Source organism: Vibrio sp. LB10LO1 (assembly GCF_010092875.1).
Lineage (GTDB): Bacteria > Pseudomonadota > Gammaproteobacteria > Enterobacterales > Vibrionaceae > Vibrio > Vibrio campbellii.
The window spans coordinates 83,649-98,854 of record NZ_JAADJW010000014.1 but is presented as its reverse complement, the minus strand read 5'-3'; the positions used below and the strand labels follow the sequence as shown (position 1 = coordinate 98,854).

Below are 15,206 nucleotides of genomic sequence, written 5' to 3'. Positions count from 1 at the left end.
TTTTAGTTAAATTCGAGTTCTACTTGGCCTTTACCAAGTAACTGTTTTAAATCGTCTAGCAATGTATCAGTTGGCGTTACTCGCCATTCGGTGCCCAATGTTAACCGCGCTCTGGCGTCGGCACGCTGGTAGTATACATTGACAGGTACGGTTCCGGCTTTGTGCGGTTCTAAAATACGCGTAAATTGTTCAAAGAATTTATCGTTGATCTGGTTAGCATCAATAGATACCGACAAACCACGTGCGTATTTTTCACGTGCAGTACCCAGATCCATAACTTCACGCGCCGACATTTTAAGGCCACCGTTGAAGTCATCAAAGCTGACCTGTCCAGAAACCACCAGAATTTTATCTTTTTCGAGAAGTTCTGCATACCTATCAAGCGCATCCGAGAACAACATCACCTCCATTCGACCACTTCGATCGTCCAGAGTCATGATGCCAATTCGTGTACCGCGCTTAGTTGTCATCACACGAGCTGCAATCACCAAACCCGCGACTGTCACGGATTGATCGCGACGAGTTGGGGTCGCGTCTTTTAGTCGACAACTAACGTACTTATTTAGTTCCTTTATGTATGCGTTAACTGGGTGGCCGGTCAAATATAAACCGAGCGTCTCACGCTCACCCTCTAACCATACTTTCTCTGGCCATGCTGGCACTTGAGTATATTTGTGTTCCACTTCTTCTGGCGCATCAGTCAAAACACCGAACATATCGGTTTGACCAAAGGCTTCCGCTTGGTGGTGTTGGCTTGCTGCTTTCACCGCATCATTGAGCGATGCCATCAATGCCGCACGGTGTGGACCGAGCCTGTCGAGTGCGCCCGCGTAAATCAGTTTTTCGATAACACGCTTGTTGACCTTTTTCAGGTCGATTCGCGCACAGAAGTCAAATAGGTCAATGAAGTGACCACCTTTGTTGCGCGCTTCTAAGATCGCATCGATTGGACCTTCACCCACACCTTTAATCGCGCCGATGCCGTAAACAATCGCGCCATTCTCATCGACGTTAAAGCGGTACAAGCCGGCATTGATGTCTGGAGGAAGCACGGTGAGCTTCATGCGGAAACATTCGTCAACTAGGCCAACCACTTTCTCAGTGTTATCCATATCGGCGGTCATTACCGCTGCCATGAATTCCGCTGGATAGTGCATCTTCAGCCATAGAGTTTGGTACGAAACCAAAGCGTAGGCAGCCGAGTGAGATTTGTTAAAGCCGTAACCCGCGAACTTCTCTACCAAGTCGAAGATCTTCATCGCCAACTCGCCATCGACGCCGTTGGCAATTGCTCCCTCTTCGAAGGTTGCACGCTGTTTCGCCATCTCTTCCGGTTTCTTCTTACCCATCGCACGACGAAGCATGTCCGCACCACCAAGGGTGTAGCCAGACAGCACCTGTGCGATCTGCATTACCTGTTCTTGATACAGGATGATGCCGTAAGTCGGATCGAGAATTTCTTGAAGCGATTCGTGTTGCCACTTTTCATCTGGGTATGAGATCGCCTCACGGCCGTGCTTACGGTCGATAAAGTTATCTACCATGCCCGACTGCAACGGACCCGGACGGAACAGTGCTACCAATGCGATGATGTCTTCGAAACAGTCCGGTTGCAGACGCTTGATCAGCTCTTTCATACCGCGCGATTCAAGCTGGAATACCGCAGTGGTTTCTGAGTTTTGCAGCAAACGGAATGACGCCGCATCATCCAGTGGAATCGATTCGATGCGAACAGCTTCTTTACCTTCGCGTTCTAAACGCGGGTTAATCAGACCCAACGCCCAGTCGATGATGGTTAGGGTACGCAGGCCCAAGAAGTCAAACTTAACCAGACCGGCCGTTTCAACGTCGTTCTTATCGAACTGAGTAACCGGGAAGTGGCCTTCCGAGTCAGCATAAATCGGCGCGAAGTCAGTAATGGTGGTTGGTGAGATTACAACACCACCCGCGTGCTTACCGGCATTACGTGTACAACCTTCAAGGAGGCGACACATGTCGATAAGCTCTTTCACTTCTTCATCTGCGTCATACAACTCAGGAAGTGCAGGCTCAGCTTTGAACGCTTTCTCTAGCGTCATGCCCGGATCAGGCGGAACCAATTTTGAAATACGATCAACAAAGCCAAACGGGTGGCCAAGTACACGGCCTACGTCACGGATTACCGCTTTCGCCGCCATGGTACCAAAGGTGATAATCTGAGATACCGCATCACGGCCATACATTTCTGCAACGTGGTCAATTACTTGGTCACGCTTATCCATACAGAAGTCGACGTCGAAATCGGGCATGGATACACGTTCTGGGTTCAAGAAACGTTCGAATAGAAGGTCGTATTCCAATGGGTCAAGGTCGGTGATCTTCAGTGCGTATGCCACCAAAGAACCAGCACCCGAACCACGACCCGGCCCTACCGGAATCGCGTTGTCTTTCGACCACTGGATGAACTCCATTACGATCAAGAAGTAACCGGGGAAGCCCATTTGGTTGATTACGTCGAGTTCGATTTGCAGACGATCATCGTATTCAGGACGACGCTGTTTGCGCTCTTCCTCATCTGGGAACAGGAACTCTAGACGCTCTTCCAGACCTTCGCGAGATTTCATGACCAAGAAGTCGGTCTCTTCCATACCTTCAGTTGGGAAGGCTGGAAGGAAGTATTCACCCAAACGTACTGTCACGTTACAACGCTTGGCAATTTCAACACTGTTTTCTAACGCTTCCGGAATGTCGGCAAACAGCTCGCACATTTCCTCTTCAGTACGCAGGTATTGTTCTGGGCTGTAGTTCTTTGGACGACGCGGATCTTCTAGGGTGTAACCATCATGGATCGCAACGCGGATTTCATGGGCGTCAAATAAGTCTTCACTGATGAAAACAACTTCGTTGGTTGCGACAACTGGCAGCTCAACCTCTTCTGCCAATTCAATCGCAAAGTGCAGGTAAGTTTCTTCATCCGGACGACCAGTACGAACCAATTCTAGATAGAAGCGATCTGGGAAATATTGGTTGTAGAACTCGACACAACTGTCGACAACTTTACGGTTGCCTTTTAGCAATGCTTTACCGATTTCACCGTTTTTCGCGCCTGATAGAACGATCAAACCTTCTGATAGTTCAGCCAACCAAGCTTTGTCGAGCACCGGTTGGTGTTGTACATGACCACGAAGGTAAGCTTTTGAGATCAGCAACGTGAGGTTTTTATAACCTTCGTTGTTTGCCGCAAGTAACGTTAATTGCGTCAGCTCCTCGCCAAACTCATCCGATTGCATTTTGAAATCAGCACCGATGATTGGCTTCACACCACTGCCGTGCGCAGTGCCATAGTATTTCACCAAACCACATAGGTTAGTGAAATCGGTCAATGCCATTGCAGGCATGCCGAGTTCGGCGACTTTCTTAACGAGCGGTGGAACTTTGTTGATACCATCCACCATCGAGAAATCACTGTGAACTCTTAGGTGAATGAACTTGGGATCTGACATTAACAGGTACCGTAAAACTATATCTTATTTGGGATTCTAACCTAAAGCAGGCGTGGTTTATAACACCGATACGCCTATTCTATGACTTTGCTTTATTCTTCGATGCCGAGCGCTTTCTTCACGGGCTTGAAGCTCTTACGGTGTTCACTGATCACACCGTGTTGCTCAATCGCTTCGAAGTGCGCTTTGGTTGGGTAACCTTTGTGCTTAGCAAAGCCAAACTGTGGGTATTGTTTATCCAACTCTTCCATTTCTTGGTCACGAACCACTTTAGCAATGATTGACGCCGCGCTGATTTCCGCCACGCGCAAGTCGCCTTTCACTACTGCTTGGGAATCCATTGGCAGTTCAGGACAACGATTACCATCGATAAGCGCAAGGTCTGGCTGTACTTTCAAACCCTCAATCGCACGTTGCATGGCAACCATGGTCGCTTGCAGGATGTTGAGCTCATCAATCTCTTCAGGAGAACAACGGCCTACCGCCCATGCCAATGCTTTCTCTTTGATTTCTGGCAGCAGTGCAAGGCGTTTTTTCTCACTCAGTTTTTTCGAATCGTTTAAACCTTCAATTGGGTTATTTGGATCTAAAATAACCGCTGCGGTAACAACATCACCCACCAAAGGACCACGCCCTACCTCATCAACACCCGCAACCAACTGGTAGCCTTGCGGGTATTCAAACGGTGGTAGTTCTACTTTTGCTTTGGTCGTTTTTGGTTTTACAGCCATGGTCAATCTCTATTTTTCAATCAGTTTTAGAACCGCGTTTGCGGCTTGTTGATCCGCATCTTTACGAATCCAATGATGCATTTCAGTGAACTTATCCAACATTTCTCGGTTATCGCTCTCTAGTAAGCGAGACACTTCGTCGAATAAATTGTCTGGCGTGCAATCATCTTGCAGATATTCTTTAACCAGCTCGGTATCAGCCAGAATGTTTGGCAGCGAAACATATTTCGTTTTCAGCAGGCGCTTAGCAAGGAAAGCCGTCACCGCGTTCACACGGTAACCTACCACCATTGGGCGTTTGAGCAACATACACTCTAACGCCACGGTGCCAGACGCCAACATCACGGCATCTGAAGCGGTAATTACGTTGCGCGCAGTATCGTCCACCAGTTTGAAATCAAGCTCTGGCGCATGCTCTTTCCACGCTTGCTCGAATTGTTCGCGACGTTTCTGGTTTACTAGCGCTACGACGAAGCCAAGATCGGGGAATTTCTGGTGCAATTTCTTACACGTTTCGATAAATGGCTGAGAGAGCATTTTCAACTCGCTGCCACGGCTACCCGGAAGTACCGCTAACCATTGCTTATCTTGCTCTAAACCGAGTAGCTCGCGTGCAGGCACTTTGTCTGATTGCAGCGGAATGGCATCAGCCAATGTGTGACCAATGAATTCACAAGGCACGTTGAATTTATCGTAGAACGCTTTTTCAAACGGTAAGAATGCCAGTACTAGGTTAGTCGCTGCTTCAATTTTAAAGATGCGCTTTTGACGCCACGCCCAAACCGACGGGCTTACGTAATGTACGGTTTTGATGCCAGCATTTTTCAGGTCTAGCTCAACACGTAAGTTAAAATCTGGCGCATCGATACCAACAAAGACATCCGGCGGGTTATCAGTGAAGTATTTCACGAGCTCAGCTTTGACTTTCAGCAGTCTTGGCAAGCGGCCCAGCACTTCAACCAAGCCCATTACGGCGAGCTCTTCCATGTCGAACAGAGACTCGCAGCCTTGCGCGATCATTTTAGGGCCACTAATACCAACAAACTCTGCGTCTGGGTATTGCTGTTTTACCGCTTTGATAAAGCCTTCACCTAGCGTGTCGCCAGACAGTTCTCCGGCAATGATGCCGATACGTAATGGTCTTTCCATATCTACTTCGCTATTTTTCCTGTGCGCTATGGGTAACGTTTTAAACTATGTAGACACATAAACCGCACAATCTGCAGCGTACAAACCGTTATCCATAAAACACAAAAAGACCGCAGCCCAATTTGGGCGCGATCTTTTCAATTTAACCGCTCATTCGTTGATTAACGAATAATGCCACGTTCCGTTGTTTCCAGAATATCTGAGAAACGTTTCACTGCCGGCCACTCTTGTGCCATTTCAGCTAGGATTGGTTTCACTTCTTCCAGAGTCTTACCTGAACGGTAGATTTCTTTGTACGCTTTTTGCAACGCACGAATTTCTGGTTTTTCGAAACCGTTACGCTTCAAGCCAACCAAGTTCAAACCAAATGGGGTTGCGTGGTTACCTTGAGCCAATACGTAAGCTGGTACGTCTTGAACAACCGCAGAACAGCCGCCAACGTAAGCATAAGCACCAACCGTACAGAATGGATGAATCGCAGAAAGCGCCATTACACCTGCGTGATCATCTACCGTTACGTGACCACCAAGGATCGCATTGTTACCAATGTGAGTATGGTTACCAACGACTACGTCATGTGCGATGTGTGCGTTTACACAAAGCAGGTTGTCGTCACCAATCACTGTTGTTGCTTTATCTTGAACCGTACCACGGTGAACCTGAACCGCTTCACGAATCACGTTACGGTCACCGATAACCACAGTTGTATCTTCGCCACCGTACTTCTTGTCTTGGTTTTCTTCACCAATCACAGCATGTGGGAAAATGCGGTTATCTTTACCAATTTTGGTGTGGCCTTTGATCACTACGTGAGACATCACTTCTGTGCCTTCACCAATCTCCACCGCAGAGGTGATGTAAGTGAAAGGACCAACGGTCACGTTAGCGCCAATTTTCGCGCCTTCTTCTACCACCGCAGCTGGGTGGATTTTAGCGGTTTCATGAATCATATTAAAACTCTCGACGAGCACACTTCAGCTCAGCTGAACATACCACTTCGCCGTCAACTTTTGCCACACCGCTGAATGCAGCAATGCCACGACGCTCTTTCAGAAATTCTACTTCAATAATCATTTGATCGCCTGGTACTACTGGTTTACGGAACTTAGCACCGTCAACACTTGCGAAGTAGTACAGTTCGTTTTCCGTCGGTGCACCAAATGATTTAAATGCAAGTAGGCCTGTCGCCTGAGCCATCGCTTCCAGGATCAATACGCCTGGGAATACTGGTAGCTGTGGAAAGTGACCTGTGAACTGAGGTTCGTTAACCGACACATTTTTAATTGCGTGAAGGTACTTCTCTTCTTGGAAGTCAATCACACGGTCGATCAATAAGAATGGGTAGCGATGAGGTAGTAGCTCTTGAATTTCAGAGATGTTCATCGTTTTCTTTTCAGTAGTCAAAGTCGTCTTCCTATATCAATTCTCAACAACCAAGATGGCAAGGCAGCGGCAAATGCCACTTATGCAGTAATCGCCTGCAAAGTGTATACCAGCTTGGTGATAAATCTACTTATAGCGCGTCATTATAGAAGAAAAAGACCCGCATTTCGCGAGTCTTTGTTCAGAATGTGGAACTAAGATTCTTCTTTCGTTTCCAGCTGTTTCTCAACAGCTTTCAGACGTTTGTTCATCTCGTCAATGCGGTGAACTCGAGTCGCCGTCTTGCGCCACTCTCGGTTGGTTTGCAGTGGAATGCCTGATGAGTACAGACCTTTCTCTTCGATACTGCGCATAACCATGCCCATACCGGTGATAGCTACGCCATCTGCAATCGTGATGTGGCCATTCAGAACCGACGCGCCGCCGATCTGACAGTACTTACCAATTTTCGTACTGCCCGCAACAATAGTACCACCTGGCATCACAGTACCATATCCGATCTGCACGTTATGAGCGATTTGAAGTTGGTTATCAAGAATTACGTTGTCTTCAATGATGGTGTCTTCAAGTGCACCACGGTCAATCGTCGTACACGCACCAATCTCAACGCGGTTACCAATACGCACTGAACCAAGTTGAGGGATCTTAATCCACTCGCCTTTGTCATTTGCGTATCCGAAACCATCAGAGCCAATGACTGTGCCAGATTGTACTAGACAGTCATCACCCATTGATACTTCATGATAGATAGTCACATTAGCCCAAAGCTTGGTGTTGTTACCTAGCTTTGCGTTTTTACCGATAAAGCAACCTGCGCCAATACTTACGTTGTCGCCCAGCTCTACACCCGTTTCAATCACTGCGTTTGCACCGATAGTTACGTTAGTACCCATCTTCACGTCTGCTGCGATAACGGCACTTGGTGCGATCTCGTCAGCTGGCTTCGGTGTGGTGTCCATTGCTTGTACTACTCGAGCAAAAGCGATGTAAGGGTCAGCCACAACCAATGCGTTACCCACACATTGATCTTTGTGATCGGCTTTCACCATTACAACTGTCGCTTTGCACTCAGAAAGGTGTTTTGCGTATTTTGGGTTAGACAAGAAGGTCACATCACCTTCTTGTGCTTTATCCATTGGAGCTACGCGGCTTACAACGAGAGACTCGTCACCAAATAGCTCACCCCCGGTAATTGTCGCCAACTCGGCTAATGTCAATGTCTTCATAACTTCTTATTTTAGAGCTTTAATTACGTCTTCAGAGATGTTGTATTCTGGCTTACCGTACTGAAGAGAAGAAATGTCGATTACCATGTCGTAACCTTTCTTCGTTGCTACTTTCTTCACTGCGTCTTGGATAGTCTTGAATAGCTTCGCTTTCTCTTCAGCTTCGCGACGTGCACTTGCTTTCTCTAGAGCTTGTGCTTTCACTTTGTATTCGCTGTCTAGTTTAGCGATGTCGATACGTAGTTTTTCAACTTCGTCTTGACCTAGAAGCTCGCCATCACGCTGTAGCTTTTCAATTTTAGTCTTAGCACGTGCTTGGATAGATTTCAGCTCGTCTGCTTTGCTCTTAAAGTCTTTCTGCATTTTTTGTAGAACTACTTCGCGTTGAGGAAGCGCTTGGAAAACTTGAGCAGTATTTACATAAGCAATTTTCTGAGCAGCTTCAGCCGCGTTAGCAAACATTGAAGAGCTAAGTACTAGAAGGCCTAGGCCAGCTGCTTTGATCATTTTATTCAAAATATTTTCCTCTTTAGAAGGTTCTACCGATAGTGAACGTGAAGAACTCTTCATCGTCGCCATCATATTTCTTAATTGGTTTCGCTAGCGAGAATACTAGAGGCCCCATTGGAGACATCCATTGCAACGCCGCACCGTAAGATGAGCGGTAGTTGGTTGGATCTGAGTAATCGTAGTAGTAACGGTCACCGTATTCCGCGCCTGAGCTACGGTAGTCGAACTCTGTATCCCAAACACTTGCCATATCAAAGAAGATACTGGTACGGATTTGGTTACGAACTTCGTCCGAAGCAAATGGTGTTGGAACAATTAACTCAAGGCTTGCAAGTGCAACAGCGTTACCACCAACAGCATCATCTGTTGCTGTATCTGCACCGTTGTTCGAGCCAGAGTAATCACGATAAACCGCTTTCGGACCTACTGTGTTCGAGCCGAAACCACGTAGTGTTGTAAAACCACCCGCGTAGTAGTTTTCGTAGAATGGGAACAAGTTATCGTTGCCATCCGTTTGACCATAACCGTTACCATAACCTAGACGACCACGGAACAAGAGCGTGAACTCGTGTTTCTTAGTCAATGGCACGTATTGACGAACATCATACTGCATCTTGAAGTATTGAACGTCAGAGCCAGGTACGGTCATCTTGTAGAATGCACGTTGGTGGTTACCCGCCGTTGGGAAGTAGCCACGGTTTAGGTTATTACGTGTCCATGAGATGTTGAAGTCAAAGTCATTTGTGTTCAACGCGCCGCTAGAATCAATGTTGTCTTCTTGCGCCTGTAGGAACTGTTCTACCTGTAGGTAAGGTGACAAGTTACCGATCTTGTTGTGAGTGTAGCCAACACCAAACTCAAAGCGGTTCAGTTCGTCGAATGGGAAACCCCATGTCAAACTTGCGCCGTAACTTTGGTTGGTATAGTCAACGATACCCGCTTCAGATGCTTCGAACTCGTCGTAGAAGATCTTACCACCCAAACTTACACCATCTAGGTTCCAGTAAGGGTCACGGTAGTCCAAGCTCACGTTTTTCTGGTAGTCGTTCATCATCGCGTTAATACCAACGCGGTTACCACTACCAATAAAGTTGTCTTGTTGTAGGCCAACCTGGAAGCTCACGCCCGATTCAGTACCATAGCCGACACCAAAGTTCACGCTGCCTGAGTTTGCCTCTTTCACAGAGTAAACTAGGTCTACTTGGTCATCGCTGCCAGGAACACGTACCGTTTGTACTTCTACGTTCTCGAAGTAACCAAGACGGTTTAGACGCGTTTTACCAGTTTCGATTGATTTCGAGTTTAGCCAGCTGCCTTCCATCTGACGCATTTCACGACGTAGTACTTCGTCTTTGGTCGAGTTGTTACCCGTAAAGCGAATGTCACGTACGTAAATACGGTTACCCGGCTCAACGTTTACAACAAGCGATACTTGTTTGTTTTCATCGTCGAACTCAGGGATGGTGTTTACTTGTGGGTAAGCGTAACCAGATTCACCAAGCACACGCTTGATGCCTTCTTCCATCGAAGTAACACGAGATCCGTTATACGTCTCGTTGTCTTCGAAAGGAACTAGCTTTTCGAACGTTGCTTCTTCACCGATCAAGTTACCGCGGAATTTCACGTCTTTAACGGTGTACACGTCGCCTTCTTCAAGACCAAGGGTAATGTATACGCCTTTTTTGTCAGGAGAAATCGCCACTTGTGTCGAATCAACGTTAAATTTCAGGTAACCACGGTCTAGGTAGTAAGACTTCAGCGCTTCGATATCACCAGCAAGCACTTGCTTCTGATATTTTTCGTCCGCTAGGAAGTTCCACCAAGGCACGTCAACGTTCAGGTTAAAACGAGAAAGAAGGTCTTCATCAGAAAAGACTTCATTGCCGATAAAGTTGATTTGCTGAATTTTCGCCGATACACCTTCGGTGAAGACGAATTTCAAGTCAGAACGGTTACGAGGCAATGGAGTAACAACCGCTTTTACGGTCGCGTTGTATTTACCAACACTGTAGTAAAAGTCTTCCAAACCTTTTTCGATGTTGCTCAGCGTTGTACGGTCAAGCGCTTCACCTTCACGAACGCCAGAAGCATTCAGGTTTTCTTGTAGCTGCTCGTCCTTGATTGCTTTGTTGCCTGAGAAAGAGATGCTGGCAATAGTTGGACGTTCTTTTACTTGAACAACCAGAACATCACCATTACGCAGTACTTTTACATCTTCGAAGTTACCCGATGCGTACAATGCGCGAATGATCTCTGCAACATCGCCTTGGTCAACGGTATCACCGACACGTACAGGCATTTTCAGCAACGCTGCACCCAGTGCCACACGCTGCAATCCATCGATTTCAATATCTTGAACTACAAAGTTCTCTGCTCCGTTTGCAGATACACTGGTCGCCAGTAAACTTGCAAACAGAATTCGCTTAATCGCCATACTTGTTCTAATTATTCCTTGCTACTGCTTTTGTCTCTGAACTATCACAGACGAGTAAAATCATTAAATAGCGCTAACGCCATGAGCGAGAAGATAATCGCACCACCAATTCGATAGCCCATTTCCTGTACTTTCTCAGGCACTGGGCGTCGGATGACTGCTTCGATTGCGAAAAACAGTAGATGCCCACCATCCAACATTGGTAAAGGAACGAGGTTAATAATACCTAGGTTAACACTAATTAGTGCCAGAAAACCTAAAAAGTAGACCAGACCGTAGTCTGCGGTCGCCCCTGCTCCTTTGGCAATAGATATTGGTCCGCTCAAATTGTTCAGACCAACGTCACCTACAATCAGTTTCTTAAGCATACTGATTGTAAGTCCAATAACTTGACCAGTCTTGTCAATCGCTTTGCCAATAGACTCGAATACACCAAACTGTAGTTCGAAGCGATAACTTTCTGGCCATTCTGCGACTTCAGGTGCGATACCCGCGAAGCCAACGGTTTCTTTGTTAGCTAGCTCACGACTACCTGGAATCAAGGTAAATGACTGCTCATCACCTTGACGCAACACGATCACATCAATTGGTGTTTCTGGGTTAGAACGAATGGCTTGAACCACGTCATCCCATTTAGAAATCTTTTCACCATCAATCTCGATGATTTTGTCACCAGCTTGTAGGCCTGCTTTCTCAGCGGCACCACCTTCACTCACCTGTGCTAGCTCCGTGTAAATCTCAGGAGTGTACGGTTTGAAGCCTAGTGACTGCATCGCAGATTGTGTTTCAGGATCAAATTTCCAATCACGGATATCGAGTGTCTTCGTGACTTCTGAGCCAACTTCGTTTGCTGAAGATAGCGTCACTGTCATCGAATCATCACCGATATGAGAAACTAATCCCATGTTGACTGATTCCCAGTCCGGAGTTTTGATACCTGAGATGGATTTTAGTTCCATCCCTGATTCAATTCCTGCTTCTGCAATGATTGAATTGGGCGTAACTTCACCAATTACTGGCTTCACTGCTGGTACACCAATCAAAAAGACCAGCCAGTACGCCACAATGGCAAAGAGAAAATTGAAAATCGGACCCGCCGCCACAATCGATGTGCGCTTCCAAAGTGGCTTTTGGTCAAACGCCAAATGCTTTTCGTGCTCAGGCACTTCATCAACACGGCTGTCCACCATTTTGACGTAGCCGCCCAGCGGAATCATCGAGATGCTGTACTCAGTTCCGTCTTTGCCTACTTTACTCCAAATAGACTTACCGAAACCGATAGAAAATTTTTCAACTTTTACACCGCAACGACGCGCAACCCAAAAGTGACCATACTCGTGCACGGCAACCAAGATGCCCAGTGCAACGATAAAAGAAACCAAATTCCACAAAATACCAGTCATTAGCTACGCTCGCGTAAAAATTCTAAGGCGATAGTTCGTGACATTCTATCTAGCTCTATCAAGCTTTCCAAGCTATTCACATTCTCACTTTTATGGCTTGCAGTGATTTTGTTCAAAACTGATTCATTGATGCGAGCGATATCAGTGAAACCTAAGCGGTTATTTAAGAAAGCATCCACTGCGACTTCGTTCGCTGCATTCAGAGCGGTCGTAGCATGTTGGCCTTCGTAACACGCATCAATCGCCAACTTCAAACATGGGTAGCGAGCAAAATCGGGTTGAAGGAACGTCAACTCGCCCACTTGAGTAAAGTCGAGTGGTTTCACACCAGCATCCACACGAGATGGGTAAGACATGGTCAGTGCAATCGGAGTTGCCATATCGGGTTCGCCCATTTGCGCCAAGACTGAACCGTCTCGGTATTGCACCATTGAGTGAATCACCGACTGAGGGTGAATAATCACCTTCAACTGTTCGCGAGCCGCATTAAACAGCCATTTCGCTTCAATGTACTCAAGACCTTTGTTCATCATGGTTGCTGAATCAACCGAGATCTTAGGGCCCATTGACCAGTTCGGGTGAGCAATCGCTTGTGCTGGGGTTACTTTCTCTAGCTCTGCGATGTCGGTATAACGGAATGGACCGCCAGAGCCGGTTAGCAGAATTGACGAAATACCATGCTCTTCTAAGTTACAACGACCTAGGCTGGTTTGAACTTGCTGAGGTAAACACTGGAAGATAGCGTTGTGCTCGCTGTCTACAGGAAGTAGCTCTGCGCCATGTTCTTCCACTGCGTCAATGAACAGTTGACCGGACATCACCAGTGCTTCTTTGTTTGCCAATAGCACACGCTTGCCGGCTTTCACTGCAGCCATCGTTGGTAGCAAACCAGCCGCACCAACGATAGCCGCCATCACGCTGTCGACTTCTTCTAAGGCTGACACATGACAAAGCGCATCAACACCACCTAGCACCTCAGTGCTTGGCGAGACAGAAGCCAGTTCTGATTGCAGAGCCAATGCCGCCGCTTTATCCGCCATCACAGCGTATTTTGGTTGCCATTTACGGCAGAGCGCGACCATCTTTTCAACGTTAGTGCTTGCCGCTAATGCGACGATAGAAAACAGCTCAGGGTTTTGTTCAGCCACTTTAAGTGTGCTTGCACCGATTGAGCCTGTTGCACCAAGAATCGTTAACTTTTGCATGATGTAAGACCGTTAGAAAAATTCAGGAGCGACGAAGCCGCTCCCGATAAATTAGAATACGTAGTAAAGAAGAGCAAATACTGGGAAGGCAGCGGTCAGGCTGTCGATACGATCAAGAATACCGCCGTGTCCTGGAATAATATTGCTGCTGTCTTTGATGCCTGAAACACGTTTGAACATGCTTTCTACTAGGTCACCAAGTACGGAAATCACAACCGTAATCAATGTAATGATCACCATGTGAACTGGGCTGGTGAATTGGATATCAAACCAACCTGCGAACAACCAGCCAACAATCAATGCTGCGATGATGCCGCCAATCAAACCTTCGATAGTCTTGTTTGGACTCACATGCGGCGCCATTTTACGTTTACCCATGCTTTTACCAGCAAAGTAAGCGCCACTGTCTGCAGCCCATACCAAGAAGCAAACATACAGCACAAGTTTTGCGCCGTGGTATGGATCTACTGAAATATCGGAAGCTCTAAGAATGATCACGCTCCAAAGGAAAGGGATCAAAGTCAGAAAACCAAACACATGACGAAGCGCTTTGCTGCCTTGCCATAGGTTGGTGGTTTTAGGGTAAGTAATGGCCATTGTGCTGGCGATAATCCACCAAACAAAACCGAGCGCTAAAACTGTGTAATGCGGTGTTGCCAGTTGGTTAAGGCTTACTACATCAGGCGAAATGAATAGAAAACTGAGTCCGGTTACGACAACGGCTGGTACGAGGGCAGCGATGCGTGATTTGCTTTCTGTAAACTGGGTCCACTCCCAAAAACCTAATAGCGTAATCGCCGTCAAAGCGATGATGAAGCCGATTAGGGGTAATTTAAAAATACCTAAAATTACAAGGGGAGCTAAAATTAGTGCTGTTATTATTCTCTGTTTCAAACTAACTAGTCCTTATTGAGCAGCCATCAATGCCTTTACTTGCTCGCCAGTACAACCAAAGCGACGCTCTCGGTTAATAAACCAAGTTACAGCTTCTACTAAGCTGTCTTCGCCAAACTCTGGCCAGTACTCCGGAGTAAAGTACATTTCAGCATACGCCATTTGCCACAGCATGAAGTTACTAATGCGACACTCTCCACTTGTACGGATCAAAAGATCCACTTCTGGAAGGTCTGCCATTGTTAGATGCTGGGTAATCAGCTGCTCATTGATATCCTCTACACGGATCTCACCGTTACGCGCTTTTAACGCCAACGTTTTTGCCGCCTCTGTGATATCCCATTTGCCGCCATAGTTAGCCGCAATGTTAATCACCATACCCGTGTTATTTGCCGTCAGTGCTTCTGCTTCCGCAATTTTACCTTGCAGTCGCTCACTAAAGCGGCTGGTATCACCAATGACACGCAGGCGTAAGTTGTTTTTATGCAGCTTTTTCACTTCGCTAGAAAGTACCGAAATGAACAGCTCCATCAACAGACCCACTTCTTCCTCAGGACGACGCCAGTTTTCACTACTAAAAGCGAACAACGTCATGGCTTTAATACCGAGTTTAGAAGCTGCAGCAACGGTCTTGCGAACGGCGTTAACGCCTTTTTTATGACCGAATACGCGAGGTTTTCCTTTGGACTTAGCCCAACGGCCATTACCGTCCATAATGATGGCAATATGCTTAGGGAGGGAATCAGAGAAGGCTTGAGAATTTTGCATAGGGAGTTAATTGAGTTCCAT

General features: G+C 46.8%; 12 protein-coding genes. All 12 read right to left on the bottom strand.

Annotated elements, in window-relative coordinates; all coding sequences use genetic code 11:
• Positions 1-2: 2 nt before the first annotated feature.
• Positions 3-3,482 (bottom strand): DNA polymerase III subunit alpha, encoded by a 3,480-nt coding sequence (gene dnaE / locus GXP65_RS12465; protein ID WP_162092949.1) that lies wholly within the window; start codon positions 3,480-3,482, stop codon positions 3-5.
• Between the two features lie 92 nt (positions 3,483-3,574).
• Positions 3,575-4,213: a ribonuclease HII gene (gene rnhB, locus GXP65_RS12460; RefSeq protein ID WP_162092948.1), complete on the bottom strand. Its 639-nt coding sequence runs from the start codon at positions 4,211-4,213 to the stop codon at positions 3,575-3,577.
• 9 nt (positions 4,214-4,222) lie between these two features.
• Complete coding sequence (gene lpxB / locus GXP65_RS12455; protein ID WP_162092947.1) at positions 4,223-5,362, bottom strand: lipid-A-disaccharide synthase; 1,140 nt, start codon at positions 5,360-5,362, stop codon at positions 4,223-4,225.
• Between the two features lie 161 nt (positions 5,363-5,523).
• Entirely contained in the window at positions 5,524-6,312 is a 789-nt protein-coding gene (lpxA, locus tag GXP65_RS12450) for an acyl-ACP--UDP-N-acetylglucosamine O-acyltransferase (protein WP_162092946.1), read from the bottom strand.
• A 1-nt stretch (position 6,313) separates the two neighbouring features.
• The gene (gene fabZ / locus GXP65_RS12445; RefSeq protein ID WP_005430234.1) at positions 6,314-6,766 is read right to left on the bottom strand and encodes a 3-hydroxyacyl-ACP dehydratase FabZ; all 453 of its coding nucleotides are present in this window, start codon (positions 6,764-6,766) and stop codon (positions 6,314-6,316) included.
• Positions 6,767-6,939: 173 nt separating this feature from the next.
• On the bottom strand, positions 6,940-7,971 hold the full coding sequence (gene lpxD / locus GXP65_RS12440) for a UDP-3-O-(3-hydroxymyristoyl)glucosamine N-acyltransferase (protein ID WP_005430236.1): 1,032 nt from the start codon (positions 7,969-7,971) through the stop codon (positions 6,940-6,942).
• A 6-nt stretch (positions 7,972-7,977) separates the two neighbouring features.
• The gene (locus GXP65_RS12435) at positions 7,978-8,487 is read right to left on the bottom strand and encodes an OmpH family outer membrane protein (protein ID WP_005430239.1); all 510 of its coding nucleotides are present in this window, start codon (positions 8,485-8,487) and stop codon (positions 7,978-7,980) included.
• Between the two features lie 13 nt (positions 8,488-8,500).
• Positions 8,501-10,915 carry an outer membrane protein assembly factor BamA gene (bamA, locus tag GXP65_RS12430; RefSeq protein WP_038891873.1) on the bottom strand — a complete coding sequence of 805 codons (2,415 nt, stop codon included), beginning with the start codon at positions 10,913-10,915 and terminating at the stop codon, positions 8,501-8,503.
• 44 nt (positions 10,916-10,959) lie between these two features.
• Positions 10,960-12,318: a sigma E protease regulator RseP gene (gene rseP, locus GXP65_RS12425; protein WP_005430241.1), complete on the bottom strand. Its 1,359-nt coding sequence runs from the start codon at positions 12,316-12,318 to the stop codon at positions 10,960-10,962.
• A complete protein-coding gene (gene ispC / locus GXP65_RS12420) occupies positions 12,318-13,523 on the bottom strand; it encodes a 1-deoxy-D-xylulose-5-phosphate reductoisomerase (RefSeq protein WP_162092945.1) in 1,206 nt (401 codons plus the stop codon). The genes rseP and ispC overlap by 1 nt, the downstream gene beginning before the upstream one ends.
• Positions 13,524-13,574: 51 nt before the next feature.
• Positions 13,575-14,417 carry a phosphatidate cytidylyltransferase gene (locus GXP65_RS12415; RefSeq protein ID WP_162092944.1) on the bottom strand — a complete coding sequence of 281 codons (843 nt, stop codon included), beginning with the start codon at positions 14,415-14,417 and terminating at the stop codon, positions 13,575-13,577.
• 12 nt (positions 14,418-14,429) lie between these two features.
• Positions 14,430-15,185 (bottom strand): isoprenyl transferase, encoded by a 756-nt coding sequence (locus GXP65_RS12410; RefSeq protein WP_005529363.1) that lies wholly within the window; start codon positions 15,183-15,185, stop codon positions 14,430-14,432.
• Positions 15,186-15,206: the final 21 nt, after the last annotated feature.